Source organism: Micromonospora sp. DT46 (assembly GCF_049841735.1).
Lineage (GTDB): Bacteria > Actinomycetota > Actinomycetes > Mycobacteriales > Micromonosporaceae > Micromonospora > Micromonospora reichwaldensis.
Window position 1 is genome coordinate 78803 of record NZ_JBNCKW010000014.1, and the last position, 25728, is coordinate 104530.

Below are 25728 nucleotides of genomic sequence, written 5' to 3' on the forward strand. Positions count from 1 at the left end.
TCCTACATCCTTTCCGGGGCCGAGACGCCCAGCAGGCGCAGGCCGTTGGCGATCACGGTGCGGGTGGCGTCGTTCAGCCAGAGCCGGGCCCGGTGCAGGTCGGTGGTCTCCTCGTCGCCGCGCGGCAGGATCCGGCACTCGTCGTAGAACCGGTGGTAGGCCCCGGCCAGCTCCTCCAGGTAGCGGGCCACCCGGTGCGGGCCGCGCAGCTCGGCCGCCGCAGCGACCACGGCGGGGAACTCGGCGAGCGCCTTGAGCAGCTCGTTCTCCTTCTCGTGGCCGAGCAGGTCGGGGCGGAACGCCTCGGCGTCGCCCCGGGTCAGCCCCACCTCGGCGGCGTTGCGGCCCACGCTGGCCGTCCGGGCCGCCACGTACTGCACGTAGTAGACCGGGTTGTCGCGGGTGGCCCGGGTCCACAGCTCGACGTCGATGTCGATCGGGGAGTCGCTGGAGTAGCGGGCGAGCGCGTAGCGGGAGGCGTCCACGCCGATCGCGTCGACCAGGTCCTCCAGGGTCACCACCGTGCCGGCCCGCTTGCTCATCCGGACCGGGGCACCGTCGCGGACCAGGTTGACCAGCTGGCCGATCAGGATCTCCAGGCTGCGCTCCGGGTCGTCGCCGAAGCAGGCGGCCATCGCCTTCATCCGGCCGATGTAGCCGTGGTGGTCGGCGCCCAGCATGATCACGACGCGGTCGAAGCCGCGCTCCCGCTTGTCGAGGTAGTAGGCGCAGTCGGCGGCGAAGTAGGTCCACTCGCCGTTGGACTTGCGCAGCACGCGGTCCTTGTCGTCGCCGAAGTCGGTGGTGCGCAGCCAGGTCGCGCCGTCCGACTCGTAGAGGTGGCCCTGGTCACGCAGCCGCTGGAGGGCCAGGTCCAGCTCCCCCCGGTCGTGCAGGTCCTTCTCGTTGAAGTAGGTGTCGAACTCCACCCCGAAGCCGCGCAGCGAGGACTTGATCTCGGCGAACATGAGCTGCACGCCCTCGACCCGGAAGACCTCCTGGGCGGCGGCGTCGTCCAGCTCCAGCACGTCGGGTCGGGCACCCCGGACGGCGTCGGCGATCTCGCTGATGTACGCACCGGCGTACCCGTCCTCGGGGGCCGGCTCGCCCTTGGCGGCGGCGAGCAACGACCGGGCGAACCGGTCGATCTGGGAGCCCGCGTCGTTGAAGTAGTATTCCGTCCCGACCTCGGCGCCGGTGGCGCGCAGAAGCCGGCTCAGCGCGTCGCCGACGGCCGCCCAGCGGACGCCGCCGATGTGCACCGGGCCGGTCGGGTTCGCCGAGACGAACTCCAGGTTCATCCGCTGCCCGGCGAGCCGGTCGCTGCGCCCGTACGCCTCGCCCGCCTCGACGATCGTGCGGGCGAGCTGGCCGGCGGCAGCCGCGTCGAGCCGGATGTTGAGGAAGCCCGGGCCGGCGATCTCCACCGACTTGACCCCCGGGGCCCGGCCGAGCTGCTCGGCGAGGGCCGTGGCCAGCTCGCGCGGCGGGACGCCCACCTTCTTGCTGAGCTGGAGGGCCAGCGTGGAGGCGTAGTCGCCGTGCTCGGGGCTGCGAGGTCGCTCGACCGCCGTCCGCTCCGGCAGGGCGGAGCGGTCCAGGCCACGCTCGGTGAAGACGGCGTGGGCTGCGGATAGGACGACCTCGGCGAGTTCTGCGGGAGTCACTGATCCATGTTATCGGGGGTAGACTCGGCACCCGCGGCGGCGACCCAGTGTGTGAGACCGGCCCGCCGGATCCCCTGACCGACCGACCTGACGAGGCACGATGAGCATCAGCACACCGGGTGGCGGCCCCGAGCGGCGCCCGAACGTGGTCAGCACCGGCAAGAAGCCGGCAGCGGGCCGGCCGGCAGCAGGCGCCAAGACCGGGTCCGGCGGCGCCAAGCCCGGTTCCACCGGCGCGAAGACCGGTTCCGCCGGCGCCAAGGCCGGGTCCGGCAAGCCGACGGGCACCCGCCCCGGCGCCGGGGGCAAGGGCCGCAAGCCCATCACCCCGGTGAAGGTGAGCCAGGGCCGCTCATGGGGGCCGATCGCGCTCTTCGTCGCCGTGGGTGTGCTGGCCGTGGCGATCATCGGCTACGGCGCCTGGGCGACGTTCCAGGGCGCCAAGCCCTGGGAGGACCGGGCGGACGCGATCGACGGCATCGTCAACTTCCGCGAGAAGGACAAGGACCTCGTGTCCGGCGGCAACCACAAGACGGGGCCCCTCACCTACACGGTGCTCCCGCCGGTGGCCGGCCCCCACAACGCGGCCTGGCAGAACTGCATGGGCGACGTCTACCCCGCCCAGATCGCCAACGAGCACGCGGTGCACAGCCTGGAGCACGGCACGGTCTGGATCACCTACCGTCCGGACCTGGCCGCCGACCAGGTGACGAAGCTCGCCGACAAGGTGCGGGGCAAGGAGAAGCTGATGCTCAGCCCGTTCGAGGGGCTGGACAAGCCGATCTCGCTCCAGGCGTGGGGCTACCAGCTCAAGGTCGACAACGCCGACGACGGCCGCATCGACGAGTTCATCAAGACGCTGCGGGTCAACGCCTCGATCGAGGGGCCGACCGCGCTGTGCAGCCAGGGCATCACCGCCACCGGCACCACGCCGCGCGACGACGCCCAGCAGATGCCGCAGGGCTGAGGAGAGCGATGAGCATCCCGACCATGACCGCGACCAGCGAGCCGGCCAGCCCGGCTCCGGAGGAACGGCGGTCGCCGGCCCGCTGGGGCACGGCCGCGCTGGCCCTGGCCGTCGTGGTCGGGCTGCTCCTCGGGTACGCCGGTGGCATGCTGACCCCCCGGCTCACCCGGCCGGGCGACGCCTCGGCGGAGGCGGGCTTCGCCCGGGACATGCTGACCCACCACGCGCAGGCGGTGGAGATGGGCCTGGTCGCCTTCGACGAGGGCAGCGACCCGGAGGTCCGCAGCATCGGCGGCGACATCGCCACCTCCCAGCAGGGCGAGATCGGCACGATGCACACGTGGCTGCGCTCGTGGGGGCTCGACCCGGCGGGCAGCGAGCCGCCGATGTCGTGGATGTCCGACGGCGCCGGCCTGGTCAGGAACGGCCTCATGCCGGGCATGGCCACCCCCGAGGAGATGGCGAAGCTGCACGCGGCCGAGGGCCGGGAGCTGGACGTCCTCTTCCTGCAACTGATGATCAAGCATCACCTGGGCGGCATCCACATGATCGACGGCATCCTCGACGTCAGCGACGAGCCCGACGTCGTCAGGACCGCGCAGACCATGAAGAACACCCAGCGCAACGACCTCACCAATCTCCAGAACGCGCTGAAGCGGCTGGGCGGCTGACCCGCCGCCGCACCGTCGCCCGTCGAGAGGTCCGCGTCGCCGCCGTTTCACCCGGCCGACGCGGACCTCTCGCCATCCCGGCCCCCCTCAGGGAGCCGGCCACCCCGCACCCCCGTCCGCTTTGAGCGGTAAGCGGCGTCATGCACCATCTACCCCATTGCGACACTAAGAGAGTTTTCTCCACACATATCGTGACCAGTTGCGATTCGGGCTCGTTGCGCAGGACGTGGGGGTTGCACTGAGAGACGCACGGCGTTCGGTCACCAGCTGGTGCCGGCGCCACACCATCGGCGGTGACGGGGCGGTGGCAGCCGTCCGTCGCGGACAGCGGCAGGGCGAGCCGGGAACGCTCAGCCGCGAACAGGAGCTCGAACTCATCGACGTCCTGCGGGGCGTCCATCCCGACGAGTTGGGCCTGGACGAGGAGCTGTGGACGCGGCAGAGCCTGCACGCCCTCATCCAGCACCGCTTCGAGCCGTCCATGGACGCCGGGGCGGTGGGCGCGTACCTGCGGGCCTGGGGGCTGGGTCCCCGGGAGCCCCGGGAACGGGCCTGCGGCCTCTGCGTCGGCGCGGTGGAACGCTGGGTGCGCAGCGACTACCCGGCCATCACCCGGGCGGCGCAGGAGCACCTCGCCGAGGTCTACTGGATCGGCCGCGTACGCCTGCGGGGCACGATGCCCGCGGCGGACGTCATCTCCGCCGTCTCCTCCCGCGGCCGGGTGCGCTTCATGATCACCACGCCGTCGGTCGACCCGCCGCTCCCGCGCGACTTCGTGCTGCGGCTCAGCGGCGAGGAGCAGCGGACCGTGCACCTGATCGTCGACGGCTCCTGGCCCCGCAACGAGTGGCCCCGGCGCCTGCCCCGCCGCATCGTGCTGCACCCGCTGCCGAGCTGCGGCCGCGCCGTCGCCGCCTGACCACCCGCGCCCGCCCCTGCACCAGCCGGCCGCATCCGCGAGCGGCATCGGCGAGTGGAACGTCAGGGGTGTATCCGGTGCCCGGAGACACCCGTGAGGTTCCACTCGTGCCGGCCGGAGGGCTCTCCGGCAGCGGCGTCCGGCGCAGGTGGAACAGGGCGGCACCCGTCACCGGTCCTGCGGCGAACGACACCAGCAGGGCGGGGCGACACGAGGGCGCGCGCCGGATACCGATTCGGCGTTCCGGGGGGACGTTTGCTAGTCTTCTCCAGTCGCTGAGCCCCCGTAGCTCAGGGGATAGAGCACCGCCCTCCGGAGGCGGGGGCGCAGGTTCGAATCCTGCCGGGGGCACCACACCACACCAGTCAACACCTCGCTCATCCGAGGTTGACCGTTCCCTCCGTCGATCTTCGAACGACGACGACCACGCAAACGCCCGACGACAGGTGTCGTCGGGCGTCTCCGTGTCCTGGGCTGCGGCGAGGCGTTCCCCGCAGCGATGCACTGCTGCGGCCCGGGTGCGGTGTCACCCGGGCCGCCCTCGCGCCCACATCCGCCGTCCGCGCGGGAGCCCGCCGGAAAGCCGGGCACGGACCGGGTGCGGGCGGGCGGCACCGCGTCGAACAGGCGGCGGTGCCGCACCGCTACGGGGTCAGTCGGCGGCGAGACCGTGCAGGAAACCGTCCTGGTCGCCGACCAGCAGCAGGTCGCCGATGACGACCGGCGGGCTGTAGCAGTAGGCGCTGGTCGTCAGTTGCAACCGGGAGCGGACGGCCCCGGTGACCACGTCGAGCCCGACCAGCAGTCCCGTGGTGGTCGGGGTCCACGCGACGCCGTCGTGGATCGCCGCGCCGGTGCTGACCGGGCGGGCGCCCAGCCCGGCTGTCCAGCGGGCCTGGCCGGTGGCCGGGTCCACCCGGGAGGCGGTGCGACCGCCGTCGTCGAACATCAGCACGTCGCCGCCGTCCAGCACGAGCTTCGGGGCGTAGACGTAGGAGCCAGCCACCGACCAGCGGGGTTCCCCGGTCGCGGGGTCCAGCGCGAACGCGCTGGCCACGGTGGACACCAGGACCAGCCCGTTGGGCAGCACCTCCAGGTTGTCCGCCCAGGGGCCGTAGATGAGGCGGCTGTAGGCGGTGGTGCGGGTGGTGGTGGAGAACGACCAGAGCACGGCACCGGTGCGGGCGTCGTGGGCGTAGACGTTGCCGTCGCCGGCGCCGGCGTAGACCCGGGTGCCGTCGCTCGCGGCGCGCCCGGCGAACATGCCCTTCCCGGCCACCCGCCACACCGGGTCGCCCGTGCGCGCGTCGACGGCCTGCCGGGTCTCGCCGGCGGAGATCACCACGACGGTACGGCCGTCGACCGTGGTGACCAGCGGGCTGCCGAGCACCGGGGCACCGGCGTCGTAGGTGAACCGGCGCCGGCCGGTGGCCGCGTCGAGGGCGTGGAGGCGGTGGTCGTCGGAGGGGACGTAGACGGTCCCGCCGTCGGGGGCGAACGCCGGCCGGCCGTGCACCGCGCCGATCCGCGTCTGCCAGCGCCGGGACAGTCCCCGGCGGGTGGGCCGGGCGCCGACGACGTTCCCGCCGGTGGTCGCCGCGATCAGCAGGCCGTCCCGGGCCGCCAGGCCGGCCTGCACCGGCGCGCCGAGCTGCTCGCTCCAGCGCAGCCGCCGGGCGGTGTCGGGGAGGGCGAAGGTGCGGGTCTGCTCGTGCCAGGCGCCGTCGGCGTCGGTGACCCGTACGGTCATCCGGTGCTCGCCGGGCGGGAGCGACGTGAGGTCCAGCCCGCCGGTGTAGCGGCGGCCGGCCCCGTCGGGGGCCAGGTTGCGCCACTGGCCGTCGTCCTTGAGCCCGTAGGTGTGCTGCGGATAGAGCTGGGCCTTGACGTTGGCGGTGCGGGCGTGCGGGGCGAGCCGCACGGACACCGCCAGCGCGGCGCCCGCCGGGTCGAGCGAGATCGCCTGGGGTCGCTGCGCGGCGGCGGTACGCGGGCCGGCGATCGGGATGTCCAGCACCGCGCGGGACTCGGCGCTGCCGTCGGCGGCCCGCTGCACGGCCGTGACCTTCAGCACCTCGCCGTCGGGCCCGTCGGTGCGCTGCACCCAGTAGTAGATCGCCGAGCCGCGGGTGTCGTCGACCGCCAACTGGGTCACCCCGTTGAAGCGCTGCACCTGCTCGGCGTGCACGTGCCCGGCGAACATGGCCCGTACGTCGTAGCGGTCGAGCAGCCGCAGCAGCCGCTCCTGGTCGGAGACGTAGTAGTTGTCGCCGCCGAACGGGAAGTGGCAGAGCATGACGATCGGCACGCCGCGCGGCACCCGGTCCAGGTCGCGGGTCAGCCACCGGATGCCGGACTCGCCGAACCCGCCCGGCTCCTGGAGCAGGTGGCTCGGGTCCAGCGCGACGAAGTGCAGGCCGTCGTGGTCGAACGAGTACCGGCTCGGCCCGAACAACGACCCGTACCGTTCACCGGCCGTGCTGTCCCAGCGCCAGTCGTGGTTGCCCGGCACGTGCCGGATCCGGGGTCGCAGCGCCGCCGGGATGGTGTCGAGGTAGGTGTCGTACTCGGCCACGGAGCCGTGCTCGACGATGTCCCCGACGTGGCACACGACCTCCGGGTTCCGGGCGGCGATCTGCTCGTACGTCCAGCGCACGCCCTCGGTCCGCTCGGGCAGGTCCACGTCGATCTGCGTGTCGCCCAGCAGCGCGAACCCCGGCGACCAGGGCCCATCGGGGCGGGGTGCGGTCCGGCCGGCGGTCGCGGGCGCGGCGCCGACCGTCGCGCCGGTCGCCGCTGCGGTGACCGCGCCGACGCCCAGGCCGAGCAGCCGGCGGCGGTCCATCGGGAGACGGGCGGGTTCGTTGGCGGTCGGCGATGGCATGGGTGCGGTCCTTCCGACGGGCGCGGGAAATGCCGGGAAGTGTGGCATGGGCCACGACCGCCGAACCAGCGATCTCCTGCACATCTCGCCGAGATCCGCAGGAGATCGTCAACATCGCCGGAGAAATGTTCGCTTCCTTGCAGGACCGGGGTCACGCCGCCTGGTCGGCCGGATCCTTGGCGCGCCGTCCCGCCTGGTCGGCCGGGTCCGCGCCGGGCCGCCCTGCCCAACGCAGCAGCGCGACGAACGCCAGCGCGGCGGTCACCGCCCCGCCCACCAGGCGCACCCGGTGCCCGGCGACGAACTCGGCCGCGACCTGACGCAGGTACTCCGGTGAGTGTGTGCCGACCGGGTCGACGAACATGATCTCGTTGCGCGGCCAGAAGAAGAACACGGAGAACAGGAACTCGCAGGCGACGAAGACCACGGCCGCGCCGGCGATCCACCAGCGCAGCCGGCGGTCGCGCCAGGTCAGCACCGCCGCGGCGAGGCAGGCGAGCACGACGGTCGCGCCGAGCGGCGGAAAGTAGTCACTCGGGCCGCCCGCCACCAGGAACTCGCGGGCCCGGTCCAGCGACGCCGGCGGGTCCCCGAAGATGTTCGGGTAGAGCATCACGGTCTCGGCGGCGACGCCGCCGAACGACATCATCGCCGTCCACACCAGAACGACGAGCACCGTCCAGGTGAGCCTGTCGCGGGTCATGTCTCCTCCTGCCGATCCGTCGACGCCGTCCCGGCGCCGTCGGCCGGGTCGTCCCGGCGCCGTCCGCTGGGTCGTCGTCGACGCTAGGTCGGCCGCCACGGCCCGTCTGCCGCCCGAGGGCGTGAAGGCGGGGTCGCCTGTGGACGTACGGCGGCGCAGGCCGGTCGCCCGTCCGCGCGGCCGGGCGTCGCCTCCCGACGTAGCCCGGGGCGGGCGACGGGCGACGGGACGAGCGACGGCGGCGGGCAACGGGCGACAGGCGACGGGGCCGAGCGACGGCGGCGGTGACGGGCACTGGCAGGGCCGCCGGTGGCCGACACCAGCAGCGCCGACGGTGGCGGACGCCGGCAGGGCCGCCGGTGACGGGGCGAGGGCTGGTTCGCGTACGTCAGCCGGCGGCGCGGCGGGCGCGGGCCCGGCGCTTGCCCTCGTGCATGGCCTGCACCCGGGCGACCGGGATGGTGTGCCCCTCCGCGACCAGGTCCGCCGGGAGCTGCTGCGGCGCGGGCAGCCGCTCGGCCCAGGGGTCGCGTCCGGCGATCAGCGCCGGGGCCGTGCGGATGGTGAAGTCGGCCGGGGTCACGTCGCCCAGGTCGGCCCAGTCGACCGGGAAGGAGACCGGCACGCCCGGCCGCAGCCGGGGGCTGTAGGCGGCCACCACTGTCGCCCCGCCGGCCCGGGTCGAGTCGACGAACACCTTGCCGCCCCGGTCCTCGCGGATGAAGGCGGTGGTGGCCAGCGCCGGGTCGAGCCGTTCGGCGCGGGCCGCCACCGCCCGGGTCGCGGCGGCCATGTCCTCCACCGTGGCGCCCTCCGCGACCGGCACGAAGACGTGCACGCCCTTGGCCCCGCTGGTCTTGACCGCGCCGGCGAGCCCCGCGTCGGCGAGCGCCTGCCGGACCAGCCGTGCCGCGGCGACCGCCAGCGCGAAGGAGTCCCCCTCCGGCGGATCGAGGTCCAGCACCAGGTGGGTGGGGCGGTGCAGGTCGTCGACCGTGGCCAGGGTGGGGTGGTACTCCACCGCGCGCTGGTTGGCGAACCAGAGCAGGGTGCGCCGGTCGTCGCAGAGCGCGTACGAGATCTCGCGGTGCGACGCCTCGGCCCAGACCGGCGTGCGGGCCACCCAGTCCGGCGTGTACTTCGGCAGGTTCTTCTGCATGAACGGCGGCTGCCCCGGCCGGACCCGGATCACCGACAGCGGCCGGCCGCGCAGTTGCGGCAGGATCCGCTCGTGCACCGCGTCGAGGTAGTCGACCAGGTCCCGCTTGGTCGCGTCGGCGCCGTCGAACAACGGCTGGTCGAGGTTGGTCAGCGACACCCCGTCCCGGGTCTCGTCAGCGCCACTCATCCGACCACCTTCGCGGCCCGGGGGCCGACGGTCAACCGGACGCGGCGGGGCGAACCGCCGCGAACGGATCGCCGCCGGCCCGGACGACGTCGAGCATCCGCTGCGTGTGCCCGCGGGCGGCGGCGTACAGGCCACCGCCGTAGCTGACCCGGGCCACGCCGAGCGCGGCCAGCTCCGGCACCGTGGGGGCGCCGGGGCGGGCGAGCGCGTTCACCGCCCCGGGCACGGCGGCCACCAGCTCGGACAGGATCGCCGGGTCGGCGAGCAGGATCGGGTAGACGCAGTCCGCGCCGGCGGCGAGGTAGCGGGTGGCCCGGCTGACCGCCTCCGGGAGCAGGGCGGCGGGGTCGCCGCCGCCGGCGAGGAAGACGTCGATGCGGGCGTTGAGCACCACCGGCACCCCGGCCGCGTCAGCCGCCGCCCGGACCTCGGCGAGCAGGTCGGCCTGCGCCCCGGCGTCGACCGACCGGCCGGTACGCGGGTCGGAGTCCTCCAGGTTGAGCCCGACCGCACCGGCGTCGAGCAGGCGCCCCACCAGCTCGGCGGGGCGCAGCCCATACCCCCGCTCCAGGTCGGCGGTGACGGGGACGGCGACGGCGCGGGCGAGGCGGGCCACGGCGGCGAACATCTCCCCCGGCGGGGTGGCCTCGCCGTCGGCGTGGCCGAGCGCCTCGGCGACGGCGCTGCTGCTGGTGGCCACGGCCGGGAAGCCGGCGGCGGCGATCTGGCGGGCGGAGCTGGCGTCCCAGGCGTTGGGCAGGATCAGCGGGTCACCGGGCCGGTGCAGCGTGCGCAGCGCCGCCGCCCGGACGGCGAGATCGTCGGTCATACGCCGATTCTCGGCGGACCGGCGCCCGGGACGCAGCCCCGATTCCGTGTCGATGGACCTTGCCGCTTCCGCCGCCGGCGGCGCACGGGCGACGCGGTTTGTCGTCGGGGAACACCCTCTGTGACCATGAGGGCGGAGCGTGAGGAGGCATGGGCGTGTCGCAGGGGAACAGCGATGGCACCGCCGGGCGGGCGTCCGAGGCGTGCGGGGCGGTCGACGGGTCCTTCGCCCCCGGCCAGGCCACGGCGTGCACGGTCCGCGAGGTGCTCGACCGGGTGGGCGGCAAGTGGAGCATCGGCATCCTCGTGGCCGCCTCCCAGGGCCCGGTGCGCTTCACGGAGCTGGAACGCCGCGTGGAGGGGATCAGCCGGCGGATGCTCACCCTCACCCTGCGCAACCTCGAGCGCGACGGGCTGCTGCACCGGAAGGTCCATCCGACCGTCCCGCCGAAGGTGGAGTACACCGCCACCCCGATCGCGCTGGAACTCCACGAGTCACTGGTGGCCCTGACCCACTGGGCGGAACGGCACCGCAGCGCGATCGCCGACGCCCGGGCCAGGTACGACCGGGCGCACGGCGGGGACCTCCCGCCCGTTCCGGAGGGGTAAACCTCGGCCGCGTGTGGGGAACGCCACGCCCTCCATCTGACCGATCGGTCAGGGTCTGACCGATCGGTCAGGCATGCTGGTCGGGGAGGTGGGCCGGCATGGCGCGGATGGTTCCGGAGACGCACGACGAAATCCTTTCGGCGGCGGCCCGACGCTTCGCGACGACCGGCTACCGGGGCACCTCGTTGCAGGACATCGCCCGCGAGGTGGGCTGCTCCAAGGCGGCGGTGCTCTACCACTTCGCCAACAAGGAGGCCATCCTCACCGAGCTGATGGCCCCGGCGATCGACGTCCTCCAGGCGCTCGACGAGCGGATCCGCGCACATCGCGGCGCGGACGCCCAACGGGTCGCCGCCGAGGGCTTCGTCGACCTCGCGGTCCGTTTCCGCCGCGAGATCGCCCTGCTCCGGGGCGAGTTCCCGGAGCTGCTCAAGCAGCCCGCCTTCGCGCACATCCAGCGGATGTCCGAGCGCCTGGTCGACGCGCTCGCCGGGCACCCGGAACGCCCGTCCGCCCGGATCGTGGCGCTGGTGCTGCTCGCCGGCATCTCCGAGACCTGCGGGGAGTTCGCCGACGTACCCGACGAGGAGCTGCGCGCCGCCCTGCTGGCGCTCGCCCGGCGGGCACTGGAGCCCGTCGACTGATCCGTACCCAACCATCCACGACCGAGGACAAGGAACTCATGGCCACCCTGCTCTACCGGCTCGGCCGGGGCTCGATGCGCCGGCGGCGACTCGTCGCGGCGATCTGGCTCGTCGTACTCGTCGGTCTCGGCCTCGCCGCCGCGACCCTGCGCGGCCCGATAGCCGACAACTTCACCATGCCCGGCACCGAGTCGCAGCGCGCCCTGGACCTGCTCGCCGAGCAGTTCCCGGCGGCGAGCGGCGCGACCGGCACGATCGCGGTCAGGGCGCCGGCCGACGGCGCGCTCGCCAGCCCGCAGGGGCAGGCCGTGGTGAAGGAACTCACCCAGGAGGCCGCCACGCTGCCCGGCGTCGTCGGCGCCGTCGATCCGTTCCAGGTGGGGGCGGTCTCCCCCGACGGCCGGTACGCGCTGGTCCAGGTCCAGTTCGCCACCGGCGCCGACGAGGTGACCGACGCCCAGCGCGACGCGTACGAGAAGGTCGGCGAGCGGGCCGAGGCCCAGGGCTGGGAGGTCGCGCCCGGCGGCGAGGTGCTCAGCAGCGTGCCGGAGGTCGGCTCGACCGAGGTCATCGGCGTGGCGGTCGCCGCGATCGTCCTGGTGGTCACCTTCGGTTCGCTGGTGGCGGCCGGGATGACGATGCTCAACGCGCTGATCGGCGTGGGCGTCGGCATGGCGGGTCTGTTCGCGATCAGCAGCGTGGTCGACCTGAGCAGCACCGCGCCGATCCTCGCCCTGATGCTCGGCCTCGCGGTCGGCATCGACTACTCGCTCTTCATCACCTCCCGCTACCGGCAGAACCTGATGGAGGGGCTGCCACCGGACGAGGCGGTGGGCCGCGCGGTCGGCACCGCCGGCTCGGCCGTGGTCTTCGCCGGCGCCACCGTCGTCATCGCGCTGGCCGGGCTGGCCGTGGTGAACATCCCGTTCCTGACGGTGATGGGTCTGGCCGCCGCCGGCACGGTCACCGTCGCGGTGCTGGTCGCGATCACTCTCCAGCCGGCCCTGCTCGGCTTCGCCGGTCGCCGGGTGCTGCCCCGCAAGCTGCGCTCGACGGTGCCGGCCGGGGACCGGGCGGCCGACGCCGCCGACGCGGGTACCCCGCCCGCCGAGGACCGGTCGGGCTTCGGGTTCCGTTGGGCGCGCCTCGTCACCCGGTTCCGGGTGCCGGTCATCCTGGTCGGGCTGATCGGGCTGGGGCTGCTCGCCCTGCCCGCGCCCGACATGCGGCTGGCGCTGCCCGACGCGGGCACCGCGCCGGTCGGCTCGGCCGCCCGGGAGTCGAACGACGTGATCACCGAGGGCTTCGGGCCCGGCTTCACCGGCCGGCTCGCGGTGGTGGTCGCCGGTGACACCCCGCAGGCGACCTCGGCCGCCATTCCGCAGGTCACCGCGCTGATCCAGCGTACCGAGAACGTCCTCGCGGTGGCCCCGCCGCAGCTCAGCCCGGACGGCCGTACCGCGCTGCTCGGGGTGGTGCCGAAGACCGGCCCGACCGACGAGGCCACCGAGACCCTGGTCAACGACGTCCGTGCGGAGGTGGGCGGGTTCCCCGACGTCGACGTGCTGCTGACCGGGGCGACCGCGATCGGCATCGACGTCTCCGAGAAGCTCTCCGACGCCCTGCCGGTGTACCTGCTGCTGGTGGTGGGCCTGTCGGTGCTGCTGCTGATGCTGGTCTTCCGCTCGCTGCTGGTGCCGGTGAAGGCCGCGCTGGGCTTCCTGCTCACCGTCGCCGCCACCTTCGGCATCACCGTGGCGGTGTTCCAGCAGGGCCACCTCGCCGACCTGGTCGGTTTGGACACGCCCGGCCCGCTGGTCAGCTTCCTGCCGATCCTGCTGATCGGCATCCTGTTCGGCCTGGCGATGGACTACGAGGTCTTCCTGGTCTCCCGGATGCGGGAGGACTTCGTGCACGGCGACACCGCGCAGCAGGCGACCATCAACGGGATGGGGCATGGCGCCCGGGTGGTGACCGCCGCCGCGCTGATCATGATCTCGGTGTTCGGCGGCTTCGTCTTCCTCGACGACCCGGTCATCAAGTCGATGGGCTTCGCGCTCGCCATCGGCGTCGCCATCGACGCGTTCGTGGTCCGGATGACCATCGTGCCGGCCGTGATGTCGCTGCTCGGCAAGCGGGCCTGGTGGCTCCCCCGTTGGCTGGACAAGATCCTGCCCAACGTCGACATCGAGGGCGAGGGCCTCCGCGCCCACCTGGACGAAAAGTCCCCCGCCCACCCCTGACCCACCAACGCCTGGTCGATCATGCAGTCGTGGTGCCCCGCACAACCGGCGAACCCGGCTGGAACGGGCACCACGACTGCATGATCGCCGGGACCTGGGTGGGCCCGGGTCAGACGCCGGCCGGATAGGTCTCCATCTCGCCCGGGGTGGTCAGGGCCGGGAGGGGGTGCAGGGCCGTGGTCTCGTCGCACCAGATCAGGGCGTCGTAGCGCTCCCCCAGCCGGGTCGGCACGTAGTTGCCCCACGACTCGAAGGACGGGTCGTAGACCACCCCGATCGCCCGGTGGTCAGCGGTTCCGGTGACCCAACCGGGCTGGTCGTCGCCGCCGAAGACCAGCACGGCCCGCTCGGGCATCAGCTCGTGCAGCCGGTGCTCGACCGAGCCGGGACGGGCCGGCGGCACCACCATCGCCTCGGCCGGTGAACCCCAGCGGGGCGCGGCGATCACCGTGCCCCGGTAGCCGCCGAAGCCGACCAGGACCACCTCGTCGGCGCCGTGCCGTTCGCGGGCCAACTGGCCGATGTTGACCATCCCGTCGGCGGCCATGTCGGTGGCCCGGGCGTCGCCGACGTGCGTGTTGTGCGCCCAGACGACGCCCCGCGCGCCCGGGCCGTAACGCTCCAGCAGCCGGTCCAGGGTGTCCGTCATGTGCGTGTCCCGGATGTTCCACGACTCCGGCCCGCCGCCCACCATCGCCCGGTAGTAGCGCTCCGCGCCGGCCACCACCTCCGCGTTCTGCCAGGCCGAGAAGCTGTCCGGGCCGTCCGCGGCGGCCTGTTCGCGGGTACGCGCCAGCAGGCGCACGACCTCCTCCTCGCAGCGGGCGGAGACGAACCGGCTCGCCATGCCGTACTCCTCGACCCGCTTGCCGTACGGCTCGAAGCAGCGGTACGCGTCCTGCGCCGCCTCCAGCGAACCCGGGTCCTCCTCGCCGAGATAGTCGAAGATCGCCTGCATGGACTCCCACAGGCTGTAGACGTCCAGGCCGTGGAAGCCGGCCCGGGCGTCCTGGGGCCGCTCCACGTTCCACGCCCGCAACCAGGAGCAGAAGCGGGCCACCTCGGCGTTCGCCCACATCCAGGTCGGCCAGCGCTCGAAGCGCTCCAGCGCGACGCGCGGATCGGCGGCCCCGCCCGGGGCGGCGGTCACCGAGCGGTGCACCCGGTCGCAGTCGGGCCAGTCCCCCTCCACGGCCACGAAGGAGAACCCGCACTCGGCGATCAGCCGGCGGGTGAGCTGTTCGCGCAGGCGGTAGTAGTCGTAGTTGCCGTGCGTCGCCTCGCCGATCATCACGATCCGGGCGTCCCGGACGCGCTCCAGCAACGGGTCGAAGTCGCTCGGCGCGCCGAGCCGCTGAACCAGCATGCCGGCGGCTACCCGGCGCGCCACCGGGGCAAACCGCCGGACGTCGATCGGCGGGCGTGTGCCGGCGGCCTGATCGGGTAGGCCGCCGGCATGACCGTCACCGGCGTGCAGTTGCAGGAGTACCTGGCCGGGCTCGACTACCCGGTCTCCCGGGAGGACCTGATCCGCTGGGGCCAGGAGAACGGGGTCAGCACGGCGATGCTCCAGACGCTCCGGGCCCTGCCGGCGGAGGAGTTCGACTCCCCCGCCGAGCTGAGCGAGGCCCTCAACACGCTGGCCTGAGTCCTCAGCGGGCGTGCAGCAGCCGGAACAGCACCAGCCACTGCTCGGGCCAGACGTGCCCGACCGGGGTGGCCGGGTCGAGCCGGATCGCCCGCAGCGCCGCCGCCAGCCGCGCCCGCGGGTGGTGCCGGGCCAGCGAGGCCGCGAGCGAGCCGCCGACTCCGTCGAAGCCGATCTCCACCATCCGGCGGTACGCGGGCAGCGCCGACGCGGCCAGCAGCGGCTCCGGCCGCCGCTCGACGCGCAGGATGCCGGCGTCCACCCCCGGCACCGGGCGGAACGAGGTGCGGGGCACCCGCCCGGCGAGCCGCCAGCCGAACTCCGGCCAGGTCAACACGGTCAGCCTGGACCACCGGCCGTAGTCGCCGCTGCGGCGGCGGGCGTACTCCACCTGGGTGAGCAGGGTGGCCGCGCGCAGGTTGGGCGCGGCCAGGCACCAGCGCACCACGGCCGAGGTCAGCGACCAGGGAATGTTGCCGACCACGTCGAACTCCTCCGGCGGTGGGGTGACGGTGAGGAAGTCGACCTGCCGGTGCGCCACGTTCGGCAGAGCCGCGCAGACCCTGGCCAGCTCGGCGCCGGCGGCCGGGTCCACCTCGTACGCCGTCAGGTGCCGGCAGCGGGCCGCGAGCGGCCGGGTGAGCTGGCCCCGGCCCGCGCCCACCTCGAGCAGGAGCCGGTCGGGCCGGGGGCGGGCGGCGTGCACCATCCGGGCGATCGCGGCCGGGTCGGCGAGGAAGTTCTGGGAGAGTACGCGACGGGACCGGTCGCGTTCGGTTGCTCGGGTACGGCGGGGCGCCACGGGTCGTCGTCCTGTCTGTCGCCGTGCGGCGACGGAGCGGACAGGCAGCCGCGAACGGGGCCTGTCCGAGGGTTCGGGGACTCGGACGGCCCTGGGCGTGACGCGGAACGCGGGATCGGCGGCGCACGGCGAAGCGCCACGTCGGAGCGGACGACCGGGGTGGTGCCGACGGGCGGCACTCAGCCCCGGGACGGCACCCGGATGCGTGGCGGGGGCGGCGTCTCGCCCGGGGATGCCCAGGCGGTGGCGCCGCGGGTGCGGTGCGGGGTCAGTCGCGGGTCGCGCCGGCCAGGGCCGGACGCCGGACTCGCAGACGGGCCGCCAGAAGCGACCCGAGGACGGCCGGCGTGCCGACCCTCTCGATCAGAGCGTGTGCGGACATCCGGCGACCCTAGCCGCGCCCGTCCCCGGGAGGCGACCGCTTTTCCGCCTCCGCGGTGCGGCCGTCAGCTCGGCAGGTCGACGGTGCGGCCCTCGGCGCGGGCGGTCTCGGCGGCGGCGAGCACGGCCACGACCTCGCGGCCGAAGCGCACGTCGCAGCGGTGGTCCCGGCTGCCCGAGCCGATCTCCTCCAGCAGTTGGTCGATCGCCACCCCGAGGGCGGTCGCCGAGTCGCCCTCGCCGGCCGGAACGGTCTCGACGCCGTTCTCGCCGTAGAAGACGAACTCCTGGCTCACCGCCTCCTGCGGGGCGTCCAGGGTCAGCGACACCGTGCTGGTCGCGCCCCCGTCGTGGGTGAGGAGCAGGTGGACGAGCCCACGCGGCCCGTCCATCGCGGCGACGCGGGTGACCCGGCCGAGCACCGGCAGGACGAGCGACAGCGCGTGCGGGCCGATGTCCCACAGCGCGCCGTGCTCCCGGCGCCAGGGCGAGGCCCCGTAGGGGCTGCCGGGCTGGAAGATGGAGCCGAACCGGATCGCCTTGGCGGTGTGCCACCCGCCGACGGCGGCCGTCGAGGCGAGAAAAGCGGCGATGTTCGGCCGGTAGCGGCCGGTGAAGAAGACCACCGAGGCGACGCCCGCCGCCTGTGCGGCGTCGACCACCCGGTCGGCGTCGGCGACGCTCAACGCGAGCGGCTTGTCCAGCAGCAGGTGCCGGCCGGCGGTGGCCGCGCGGACCGCGATGCCGGCCTGGACGTCCGGCGGGAGGGCCACGGCGACCGCGTCGCAGGCGTCGATGAGCGCGTCGACGTCGTCGAACGCCGGCACTCCGTAGCGCTCGGCCAGGGCCGCGGCCTTGCGCGGGTCCCGGCCCCACACGCCGGCGAACGCGACCCCCGGGTGCGCGTGCAGCGCCGCGGCGTGCGTCTCGGCCGCCCAGTGACCGGTGCCAAACAACCCGAACCGCACCACGAGCTACCTCCACCGTCGTCGAGTCACACCACGGTACCCGCGGCCGTGCGCCCCGCCGGACCCTGTGCCGGGTGTCGTCGGCGCGCCCGCGCTCGGGGATCGGTGGTCAGGGTGGCGGCTGGTTCGGCCGCCACCCTGACCACTCCCCGATGCCGCCCGGACGGCAGTGCCCACCCCGCCGGCGGTCGTCGCGGCTGACCCGCCGGTAACCGGGCTCAGCTTCGCAGGGTGGTGGTCAACCGCTCCGCGGCGAGCTGGGCTCCGTCGGTGCTGATGGTGGTGGCGAAAGCCCGGGCGCGGGCGGCCACCTCGGGCCGCAGTGCGGCGCTGAGAGCCGCGGTCAGCGACTCGACGGTCGGTACCGCGCCGGAGTGCCCGCCGCCGATGCCGAGCGCGGACACGCGGCGCGCGAAGTAGTGCTGGTCGTAGACCTGCGGGATGACGACCTGCGGCGTCCCGGCCCGCGCGGCCGTGGTCGTGGTGCCCGAGCCGCCGTGGTGGACCACTGCGGCCACCCGCTTGAACAGCTCCTGCTGGTTCACCTCGCCGACGACCAGGCAGTCGGGCGCCCGGACGGCCAGCGAGAGCGGCGCCCAGCCCCGGGAGACGACCAGGCGGCAGCCGACCGCGCGCACCGCCTGGACGGCCGTCTCCAGCAGGCCCGGGGGTGCGGCGACACTGCCGAATCCGACGTAGACACACGGCTCGTCGCTGGCGTCCAGGAAGGCCGTCAACTCGGGCGGCAGCGGTCGTTCGTCCGGCAGGAGCCAGGCGCCCGGTTGGTAGACGGTCCGGTCGGCGGCGTCCGGCCAGGGCGCCAGCGTCCGGTCGACCGCCAGCCACGGCTGGTCGGTGTGGATGTGGGCGCTGACGTCGTCGACCGGAACCAGTCCGATCGTCGCCCGGAGCGCGTTGAGCGGCGCGCCGAAGGTGTCGTTGACGTGCCGCTGGTTGGCGGCCCACAGCTCGCGGTTGTCGGCCGACTCGGGCGCGGGCACCTCCCCGAGGGCGGGCAGCGGCAGCGGAGCGTGGTGCGGTGAGGGAAGGGCCGCCGGGCAGAACGCCGTGAAGACGTACGGTATGCCCCGCTTCTCCGCCACGGTGCGGGCGGCGATCTGGAGGCCGGTCGACGCGACGACGGCGTCGCAGTCCCGGGCCGCCGCCGACAACACCTCGAACTGGATGCCGACGGAGGACTCCGCCAGTTGACGCACCTGCGCCGGCGACGGGCGGGGTACGGCGGCCCGCGGCCTGGGCGCCGCCGACCTGCGCCAGGGCGGGCCGACAGGCACGAACGGAATCTTGAAGGTGGCCACCCACCGGGCGAAGTCCGGTGGGGCGCAGAGGCGAACCTGCAGACCGAGAGCTTTCAACCGCGATGCCAGCGCCACCAGTGGTTGGACGTCGCCGCGTGACCCGAGGGTCGACAACAGTACGCGCATGATGCTCGCCTTTCCGGCTGTAGCGACGGATCCGGGCACGGTGCAGCGAGCCGGGACCCGCACGTCGGGCCCGGCCGCACCGTCGATCTGCTACCTCGCCGGGGGACGCCCCGGCGCCAGTGCCGTGGGTCGTGTCCTGGCGGGAACCTGGCCGGGCACCCGGCGCACGGCGCCGGTCACGGGCTGGCGGGCCCGCAGTGTCAGCACGTCACCGAGCCCTTCGACCGCGCGCAGTTCGGCCACGTACTCGGCGGCCTGCGCCTGGCGCAGGTAGTCCAGCGTCTGCGGGTCGGCGGCGCACATCCCCGGCGTCGCGGCGGCGGTGGCGACCAGGTGGACCTCACCGGCCAGCTGCACCGAGGCGGAGATGAACTGGCAGAGTTCCGGCCACAGCAGGTACCGCCAGAAGTCGACGCTGACCACCGCGTCCATGCTGCCCGCCGGCATGGGTGGGGCCACGCCGAGCAGGTGGAAGTTGGCCGGCCCGACGGGAGCGGAGTAGTCGTAGGTCAGCGCCGAGGCGGGCAGCCTCGCCTCGGCGCGGCCGGTGCCGATCCAGAGCGCCTTGGGTCCCCGCAACTTGCCGGCGAGGCGCGCGACGGCGGGCCCGATGGCGCAGGCCGAGCGCTCGACGCACTCGTCGACGAGCGACCGGTAGTACAGGATCCGCCGGATCGCCTCGTACCCCATGACCGCGGTGAGGAACTCCCACTCGAGGCAGGGGTACAACCTGGCCGCCTGCTGGAAGTTGGCCTTCATCTCCATCCAGTTGCGGGTGATGTTCTTGTGGTGCGGCAGGTGGACGACCCGGGCATCGTCGTCGTAGCCGAAGTTGACGCCGTCCGGCAGGCTCCGGTCCACGCGGTAGAACAGCTCGACGTCCTCCACGCCGTAGCTGAGCCCGAACGCCTCGCGGTAGCCACCGACCTTCGTGAAGAGCGCGGTGGAGAGCGAGATGTTGTGCGTGTAGGCGATCACCCAGCCGGCCCGGAGCCAGTCGCCGCCGTCGTCCGGGAGTCCCGTCGCGAACCGCAGGTCGCCACCGTGCGGGAAGGCACGCGCGATCGTGTCCGACTCGCCGGCCAGCACGGCCGGGAGGTCCGCGAGGCCGATCTCGTCCCGCCGGCCGATCAGCACCGCCGCGTTGCCGGGCGTGCCGTGCCACGCCAGGTGCCTCTCCAACAGGTCGGGCACGGCCCACGAGTCGGCGTCGAGGAAGACGAGCAGGGGTGCGGTGGCAGCCCGCGCCCCCTCGTTCCGGGCGGTGGAGCGGCCCTTGCGCCGGGGGAGTTCCACCACGCGCAGGCGGAGGCCGGCACCTTCGGCGAGGGCCTCGGCGTACCCGTCGGACGAACCACCGTCCCGGACCACGATCACTTCGAAGCGCTCCGGCGGCAGCGTCTGCCGGGTCAGCGCCCGCAGGGTCAGCGCGAGGCACTGCGGATCCTGGTAGGTCGGCATCACCACGCTCAGCGCCGGGGGGATGGTGGGCAGCGACATGGCGATCCTCTCCGTCAGACGAACGTGCCGTCGGAGTGTGGCGACGTGGCCCGAGAATAACGGTCCGCGACGTTCCGCTTACCCGCGAGTAGGGGTCAATAGGGGTACCCCACTGTCCTCTGACGACATTCGCCGCCGCCTCGGCGGAACACGCTCCCACGCCCGCCGGCCCGACGCCGTCGGACCACCGGGAGCCGGGACGGACGGACGGCGGACCCCTGACAGGTGGCGGCGGGTGACGGGGTGTACTACGCGGGTTAGTAGGCTGTGCCGGTGACCGAGACACACCCCGGACGACCCCGATGACCAGCGCGGCGTCGGCGGGTTCGCCGGTGGACGGGCTCCTCGCGACCGCCTCGATCGTGCTGTCGCTCCTCGTCGCCGCGTGGGCGCTGGTGGCGACGCTCCGGCACCGCGCACCGGACCGGGTGCAGTTCGCCGGCCTGGCCGTGCTGGAGGTGGCGCTCCTCGCGCTCGTGGTGGTGGCGCTGGTGGCCATCGGCGGCGGCGAGCGGCCGGGCGAGCCGGGGGCCTTCTTCGGGTACGTCGCCACGGTGGTCTGCCTGCCGCCGCTGGCCTGGGTGCTGGCCCGGATGGAGCCGACGCGCTGGGGCTCGGCGATCGTCTGCGCGGTCTGCCTGGTCACGCCGGTGGTCGTCGTACGGCTCCAGCAGACCTGGGAGGTGCTGGGTGGCTGACGTACGCGCCCCGGAGGCGAAGCGCACCAACGCCGGCCCGGGGCGGCTGCTGATCGCGGTCTACCTGCTCTTCGCGATCGCCGCGACGAGCCGCGCGGGCCTCCAGATCGCCACGAAGTTCGACGAGGCGCCCGTGGCGTACCTGCTCTCGGCCCTCGCCGCGGCCATCTACATCGTCGCGGCGGTGGGGCTGGCCCGCGCCGGCGCCGCCGGCCGGCGCGTCGCCCTCGCGTGCTGCGCCGTGGAGCTGGTCGGGGTGCTCGGCGTCGGGGCCCTCAGCCTCGCCGATCCGGAGCTCTTCCCCGACGAGACGGTCTGGTCGCAGTTCGGCAGCGGGTACGGCTACATCCCGCTGGTCCTGCCGGTGCTCGGCCTGCTCTGGCTCTGGCGTACCCGCCCCGCCCCGGCGGCCTGATCCCCGGCGGGCGGGTGCCCGCCGGGGCGTACGCGGGGGTCAGTCCTTGGGGCCGCCGGCCACGTAGATCACCTGGCCGGAGACGAAGGAGGCGCCCTCGCTGGCGAGGAACGAGATGGTGTGCGCGACGTCCTCGGGGCGGCCGACCCGGCGTACCGCGATCTCCGACTCGGCGTGCTTCTGGAGCGCCTCGAAGTCGACCTTCATCCGGGCGGCGGTGGCGGCGGTCATGTCGGTGACGATGAAGCCGGGCGCGACCGCGTTGACGGTCACCCCGAACGGGCCCAGCTCGATGGCGAGGGTCTTGGTGAAGCCCTGGAGGCCGGCCTTCGCGGCGGCGTAGTTCGCCTGGCCCCGGTTGCCCAGCGCCGAGGTGCTGGAGAGGTTGACGATCCGGCCCCACTTCGCCTCGACCATGTGCTTCTGGGCGGCCTGGCTGAACAGGAACGCGCCGCGCAGGTGCACCCCCATGACCGTGTCCCAGTCGGCGTCGGTCATCTTGAACAGCAGGTTGTCGCGGAGCACGCCGGCGTTGTTGACCAGCACCGTCGGGGCGCCCAGCTCGGCGGCGACCCGCGCCACGGCCGCCTCGACCTGGGCCCGGTCGGACACGTCCGCGCCGACGCCGAGCGCCCGGCCGCCGGCCGCCACGATCGCGTCCACGGTCTCCTTCGTCGCCGACTCCTCGATGTCGACCACGGCGACCGCGAGGCCGTCGGCCGCCAGCCGCCGGGCGGTGGCCGCCCCGATCCCCCGCGCCGCGCCCGTGACGACGGCGACCCGCTGCTCCTCCGACATGCCTACCTCCCGGTAACTTACGCTCGATCGAAGGAGCTTAACCCAGCCGTACGCCGACGCCGGCCCCGCGCGGGACACCGCTCACGAGCATCGCCCGGCTACTCTCGCCGCCGTGAAGGCAGTGGAGATCGCAGCACCCGTCGTCGGTGTCACCGTCTACCCGGACCGCGCCCGGGTCACCCGCCGGGGCAGCACCCGGTTGACCGCCGGTGAGCACCGCGTACGCGTCGCACCGTTGCCGATGGGCCTGCGGCGGGACTCGCTGCGGGTCGGTGGGCGGGGCGCCGCCACCGTGCTCGGCGTGGACGTCACGACGTGGCGGCAGCCGCGCAGCACCGACGGGCAGGTCCGCGAGCTGGAGCAGCGGACCCGGGAACTGGCCGACGCGCTGGCCGAGGTCGACGACGCGAGCGAGGTCGAGACGCAGCGGGGGCAGTTCCTCACCCGGCTGGCCGACCGGGCCGGTGGCACGTACGCCCGCGCGCTGGCCTCCGGCGACGCCGCCCCGACCGACGTGGCCACCTTCGCCGACTCGGTCGCCGGTCAGCTCGCCGACTCCCAGCGCCGCCGTCGCGCGCTGGCCCGGCAGCGTACCGACCTGACCGAGGAGCTGGCGGCCGTCGAGCGGCAACTGGACGCCACGCGCGGCAAGCGGAGACCGGACCAGTTGGTCGCCGAGGTGACCGTGTCGGTCGACGCCGACGACGACGAGCTGGACCTGGAGCTGAGCTACCTGATCGACGGGGCCCGCTGGCAGCCCTCCTACGACCTGCGGCTGGTCGACGACACCATGACCGTCACCTGGTTCGGGCTGGTCAGCCAGGACACCGGCGAGGACTGGCCGGAGTGCGTGCTCGAACTCTCGACGGCCCGGCCGGCGGCGGCGACCCGCGTACCCGACCTGACGCCCTGGTATCTCGACCGGCTCCGGCCGGTGCCGCCGCCGATGCCGAAGGCGGCCAGCTTCGGCGCGATGCCGGCCCCCGCGGCACCCGCCGGTCCGCCCGCCGGGGCCGTGGCCCGGTCCGGCGCGCCGCGCCCCGAGATGCGCGAGAGCGTGGCCACCGTCGAGCAGGGGGTCACGGCGGCCACCTACCGGCCGGCCCGCCCGGTCGCGGTGCCGGCGGACGGCAGCGCCCACCGGGCCACCATCGCCGTGCTGGAGCTGCCGGCCCGGCTGGACCACGTGACCGTGCCGGTCCGCGCGACCGAGGCGCACCTGCGTGCGACGGTCCGCAACACCTCGGCGCACACGCTGCTCCCCGGGCCGGCGGCGGTCTTCCACGGCGCCGACTTCGTCGCGGCCACCCGGCTGCCGGTGTGGGCGCCCGGTGAGGAGACCGAGCTGGCGCTCGGCGTGGACGACCGGGTCCGGGTGGAACGGAAGCTGGGTCGGCGCGCCGACACCCGGGCCACGCTCGGCTCGACCCGGCGGCGGGACGTGGAGTACCGGATCAGCGTGGCCAACCACACGCCCCGGCCGGCGAGCGTCGAGGTGCGCGACCAGCTGCCGGTGTCCCGGGACGAGGCGGTGGTCGTGCGGGAGTCCGCCCTCGTCCCGCCCCCGGCCGAGCGCACGGAGCTGGGCGAGCTGACCTGGCGGCTCCGGCTCGGGCCGGGCGAGAGCGGCGAGATCGCCATGGGTTTCCGGGTCGAGATCGCCAAGGGGGTCGAGCTGGCCGGCTGGCGGGAGTGACCGGCCGTCCGCCGGGGCGCGGCGGACGGCCGTCGACGTGGCGGCCGGGTCAGAGGCCGCGACCCCGGCAGAGGCGGATCCACCGGTAGCCGTGGCCGGCCACCTTGAGCCGGTCCAGCTTGCCCACGTCGCCGTAGTTGCGGTCGGCGAGGACGTCGATGGGCAGGTCCGCCTCCGGCTCCAGCATGCTCAGGTCCACCTCGGCGTCGGTGGTGCCGAGGTTGTGCACGAAGACCATCGTGCCGGTGCGCCCGTCGGCCCGGTGCGCCAGCACGCCCGGCGGCATCGCCACGTCGATGTGGGTGGTCGAGCCCGAGCCCACCTCGGGGGCCTCGCGCAGCGTACGGATCATCCGCTCGAACCAGGCGAGCAGCGACTTCTGGTCGCTGCGCTGGACGGTCACGTTGACCTTCTCGTAGCTGTACTCACCCTTGTCGATCACCGGTCGGACGAGCTTCTCCGGGTCGGCCGTGGAGAAGCCGGCGTTCGGCTGGTACGACCACTGCATCGGGGTGCGGATCGCCTCCCGGCCGGGCAGCGACAGGTCCTCCCCCATGCCGATCTCCTCGCCGTAGCGCAGCACCGGCGTGCCGCGCAGCGAGAACTGCAACGCGTACGCCAGCTCGATGCGGCGGCGGTCGTTGCCGAGCATCGGGGCGAGCCGGCGGCGGATGCCCCGGTCGTAGATGCGCATGTTCTCGTCGGGGCCGAACTCCGCGTACACCTGGTTGCGCTGCTCGGCGGTGAGCCGGGAGAGGTCGATCTCGTCGTGGTTGCGCAGGAAGGTGGCCCACTGCCCGCCCTCGGGCAGCGCCGGGGTGTCCCGCAGCGCCTCGATGATCGGCTCCGGGTCCTGCCGGGCCAGGGCCAGCATCAGGCGCCCGTTGAGCATGAAGTCGAAGAGCATGTGCAGGCGGTTGCCCGAGCCGCCGCTGTCGGCGAAGAAGGTCGGCAGCTGGTCGGGCTCGACGTTGGCCTCGGCGAGCAGGACGGCGTCGCCCCGGCGCCACTGCACGTGCTGGCGCAGCTCGGTGAGGAACTCGAAGTCCTTCGGCGAGTTCGGGTTGCCCGGCTCGGTCAGCTCGATGATGAACGGCACCGCGTCCATCCGGAAGCCGGAGACGCCGAGCTGGAGCCAGAACGAGACGATCTTCTTGATCTCCTCGCGGACCGCGGGGTTCGTGAAGTTCAGGTCCGGCTGGAACTTGTAGAACCGGTGGTAGTACCAGGCCTTGGCGGTCCGGTCGTAGGTCCACGTCTCGTGCTGCTCGCCGGGGAAGACCATGCCCTGGTGCCGGTCGGCCGGCTCGTGGTCGGCCCAGACGTACCAGTCGCGGTACGGCGAGTCCGGCGAGGAGCGGGCGGACTGGAACCACGGGTGCTCGTTCGACGTGTGGTTCACGACCAGGTCGATGATGATCCGGATACCGCGGTTCTGTGCCTGGTGCAGCAGTTCCGCGAAGTCGCCGAGGGTGCCGAAGCGCGGGTCGATGTTGTAGAAGTCGGTCGCGTCGTACCCGTCGTCGCGGTTGGGCGACGGGTGGATGGGGTGCAGCCAGAGGCAGGTCACGCCCAGCCGGGCGAGGTAGTCCAGCCGGCCGATGAGCCCCCGGATGTCACCGACCCCGTCGCCGTCGGAGTCCGCGTACGTGTCGATGTCGAGGCAGTAGACGACCGCCTCCGAGTACCACCTGTCAGCCATGCCGGGCTAATGTCTCCGATCCCGGCTGCCCGCAAACACCGGGGCCCGGCGCTCCGAGTTCCTCGGTGGCCCGGCAGGAGGGCCGGCAGCGCGCCGGCCGGGGCGGGGGGGGGACCCCCCACCCCCCCCCCCCCCCCCCCGCCGGGGGGGGCCCACCGCGGGGGCATTGGAACGAGCCGCCCCGCCCCCCCC

Annotated in this window: 21 protein-coding genes, 1 tRNA gene and 1 pseudogene; 11 read left to right on the plus strand and 12 right to left on the minus strand. The window is 73.9% G+C overall.

Going from position 1 to position 25728, the window contains the following annotated elements; genetic code table 11:
* Window positions 1-2 precede the first annotated feature (2 nt).
* Window positions 3-1667 (minus strand): arginine--tRNA ligase, encoded by a 1665-nt coding sequence (argS, locus tag ACLQ20_RS29870; RefSeq protein ID WP_151452901.1) that lies wholly within the window; start codon window positions 1665-1667, stop codon window positions 3-5.
* Between the two features lie 100 nt (window positions 1668-1767).
* Here argS and ACLQ20_RS29875 point away from each other — a divergent pair, with 100 nt between their 5' ends.
* The 4 genes from ACLQ20_RS29875 to ACLQ20_RS29890 all read left to right on the plus strand — a co-directional run bounded on the left by ACLQ20_RS29875 (window position 1768) and on the right by ACLQ20_RS29890 (window position 4578).
* Window positions 1768-2634 carry a DUF3105 domain-containing protein gene (locus ACLQ20_RS29875; protein WP_425858230.1) on the plus strand — a complete coding sequence of 289 codons (867 nt, stop codon included), beginning with the start codon at window positions 1768-1770 and terminating at the stop codon, window positions 2632-2634.
* 8 nt (window positions 2635-2642) lie between these two features.
* The gene (locus tag ACLQ20_RS29880) at window positions 2643-3305 is read left to right on the plus strand and encodes a DUF305 domain-containing protein (protein WP_425858231.1); all 663 of its coding nucleotides are present in this window, start codon (window positions 2643-2645) and stop codon (window positions 3303-3305) included.
* Window positions 3306-3531: 226 nt separating this feature from the next.
* Window positions 3532-4224, plus strand: a complete 693-nt coding sequence (locus tag ACLQ20_RS29885; RefSeq protein ID WP_425858247.1) for a winged helix-turn-helix domain-containing protein — start codon at window positions 3532-3534, stop codon at window positions 4222-4224.
* Window positions 4225-4503: 279 nt separating this feature from the next.
* A tRNA-Arg gene (locus ACLQ20_RS29890) sits at window positions 4504-4578 on the plus strand.
* 298 nt (window positions 4579-4876) lie between these two features.
* Here ACLQ20_RS29890 and ACLQ20_RS29895 read toward each other — a convergent pair.
* The 4 genes from ACLQ20_RS29895 to ACLQ20_RS29910 all read right to left on the minus strand — a co-directional run bounded on the left by ACLQ20_RS29895 (window position 4877) and on the right by ACLQ20_RS29910 (window position 9988).
* Window positions 4877-7108 (minus strand): PQQ-binding-like beta-propeller repeat protein, encoded by a 2232-nt coding sequence (locus ACLQ20_RS29895; protein ID WP_425858232.1) that lies wholly within the window; start codon window positions 7106-7108, stop codon window positions 4877-4879.
* 151 nt (window positions 7109-7259) lie between these two features.
* Complete coding sequence (locus ACLQ20_RS29900) at window positions 7260-7811, minus strand: anthrone oxygenase family protein (RefSeq protein ID WP_425858234.1); 552 nt, start codon at window positions 7809-7811, stop codon at window positions 7260-7262.
* 388 nt (window positions 7812-8199) lie between these two features.
* Window positions 8200-9159 carry a non-homologous end-joining DNA ligase gene (gene ligD / locus ACLQ20_RS29905; protein ID WP_358119214.1) on the minus strand — a complete coding sequence of 320 codons (960 nt, stop codon included), beginning with the start codon at window positions 9157-9159 and terminating at the stop codon, window positions 8200-8202.
* A 31-nt stretch (window positions 9160-9190) separates the two neighbouring features.
* A complete protein-coding gene (locus tag ACLQ20_RS29910; RefSeq protein ID WP_425858236.1) occupies window positions 9191-9988 on the minus strand; it encodes an isocitrate lyase/PEP mutase family protein in 798 nt (265 codons plus the stop codon).
* A gap of 155 nt (window positions 9989-10143) precedes the next feature.
* Between ACLQ20_RS29910 and ACLQ20_RS29915 the strand changes: the two genes are divergently transcribed.
* The 3 genes from ACLQ20_RS29915 to ACLQ20_RS29925 all read left to right on the plus strand — a co-directional run bounded on the left by ACLQ20_RS29915 (window position 10144) and on the right by ACLQ20_RS29925 (window position 13483).
* Complete coding sequence (locus tag ACLQ20_RS29915) at window positions 10144-10596, plus strand: winged helix-turn-helix transcriptional regulator (protein WP_425858238.1); 453 nt, start codon at window positions 10144-10146, stop codon at window positions 10594-10596.
* Between the two features lie 98 nt (window positions 10597-10694).
* Window positions 10695-11240: a TetR/AcrR family transcriptional regulator gene (locus ACLQ20_RS29920; RefSeq protein ID WP_151452909.1), complete on the plus strand. Its 546-nt coding sequence runs from the start codon at window positions 10695-10697 to the stop codon at window positions 11238-11240.
* 38 nt (window positions 11241-11278) lie between these two features.
* A complete protein-coding gene (locus tag ACLQ20_RS29925) occupies window positions 11279-13483 on the plus strand; it encodes an MMPL family transporter (protein WP_327029458.1) in 2205 nt (734 codons plus the stop codon).
* 109 nt (window positions 13484-13592) lie between these two features.
* On the opposite strand, the gene ACLQ20_RS29930 is transcribed toward ACLQ20_RS29925, so the two are convergent.
* Window positions 13593-14849, minus strand: coding sequence for an erythromycin esterase family protein (locus ACLQ20_RS29930; RefSeq protein ID WP_151456203.1), 1257 nt, complete (start codon window positions 14847-14849; stop codon window positions 13593-13595).
* Window positions 14850-14939: 90 nt separating this feature from the next.
* Between ACLQ20_RS29930 and ACLQ20_RS29935 the strand changes: the two genes are divergently transcribed.
* Entirely contained in the window at window positions 14940-15131 is a 192-nt protein-coding gene (locus tag ACLQ20_RS29935) for a DUF2795 domain-containing protein (RefSeq protein WP_151456204.1), read from the plus strand.
* A gap of 4 nt (window positions 15132-15135) precedes the next feature.
* Here the strand turns inward: ACLQ20_RS29935 and erm are convergent, their stop codons facing one another.
* The 4 genes from erm to ACLQ20_RS29955 form a co-directional block, all read right to left on the minus strand.
* Window positions 15136-15933, minus strand: a complete 798-nt coding sequence (erm, locus tag ACLQ20_RS29940) for an ErmE/ErmH/ErmO/ErmR family 23S rRNA (adenine(2058)-N(6))-methyltransferase (protein WP_151456205.1) — start codon at window positions 15931-15933, stop codon at window positions 15136-15138.
* Window positions 15934-16379: 446 nt separating this feature from the next.
* Complete coding sequence (locus ACLQ20_RS29945; RefSeq protein ID WP_192581505.1) at window positions 16380-17285, minus strand: Gfo/Idh/MocA family protein; 906 nt, start codon at window positions 17283-17285, stop codon at window positions 16380-16382.
* 215 nt (window positions 17286-17500) lie between these two features.
* On the minus strand, window positions 17501-18727 hold the full coding sequence (locus ACLQ20_RS29950) for a glycosyltransferase (protein WP_425858241.1): 1227 nt from the start codon (window positions 18725-18727) through the stop codon (window positions 17501-17503).
* A gap of 90 nt (window positions 18728-18817) precedes the next feature.
* Window positions 18818-20227, minus strand: coding sequence for a glycosyltransferase family 2 protein (locus ACLQ20_RS29955; RefSeq protein ID WP_425858242.1), 1410 nt, complete (start codon window positions 20225-20227; stop codon window positions 18818-18820).
* Between the two features lie 302 nt (window positions 20228-20529).
* Here ACLQ20_RS29955 and ACLQ20_RS29960 point away from each other — a divergent pair, with 302 nt between their 5' ends.
* A complete protein-coding gene (locus ACLQ20_RS29960) occupies window positions 20530-20925 on the plus strand; it encodes a hypothetical protein (protein WP_151456209.1) in 396 nt (131 codons plus the stop codon).
* Window positions 20918-21407: pseudogene (locus ACLQ20_RS29965) on the plus strand (hypothetical protein). Before ACLQ20_RS29960 ends, ACLQ20_RS29965 begins: the two are co-directional and overlap by 8 nt.
* On the opposite strand, the gene fabG reads toward ACLQ20_RS29965, so the two are convergent.
* Window positions 21380-22138, minus strand: a complete 759-nt coding sequence (gene fabG, locus ACLQ20_RS29970; RefSeq protein WP_151456211.1) for a 3-oxoacyl-ACP reductase FabG — start codon at window positions 22136-22138, stop codon at window positions 21380-21382. The pseudogene ACLQ20_RS29965 and the gene fabG overlap by 28 nt on opposite strands.
* 121 nt (window positions 22139-22259) lie before the next feature.
* On the opposite strand from fabG, the gene ACLQ20_RS29975 reads away from it, so the two are divergent.
* Window positions 22260-23834: a DUF4139 domain-containing protein gene (locus ACLQ20_RS29975; RefSeq protein WP_425858249.1), complete on the plus strand. Its 1575-nt coding sequence runs from the start codon at window positions 22260-22262 to the stop codon at window positions 23832-23834.
* A 49-nt stretch (window positions 23835-23883) separates the two neighbouring features.
* Here the strand turns inward: ACLQ20_RS29975 and ACLQ20_RS29980 are convergent, their stop codons facing one another.
* Window positions 23884-25536, minus strand: a complete 1653-nt coding sequence (locus ACLQ20_RS29980; RefSeq protein WP_151456213.1) for an alpha-amylase family protein — start codon at window positions 25534-25536, stop codon at window positions 23884-23886.
* Between the last annotated feature and the right edge of the window lie 192 nt (window positions 25537-25728).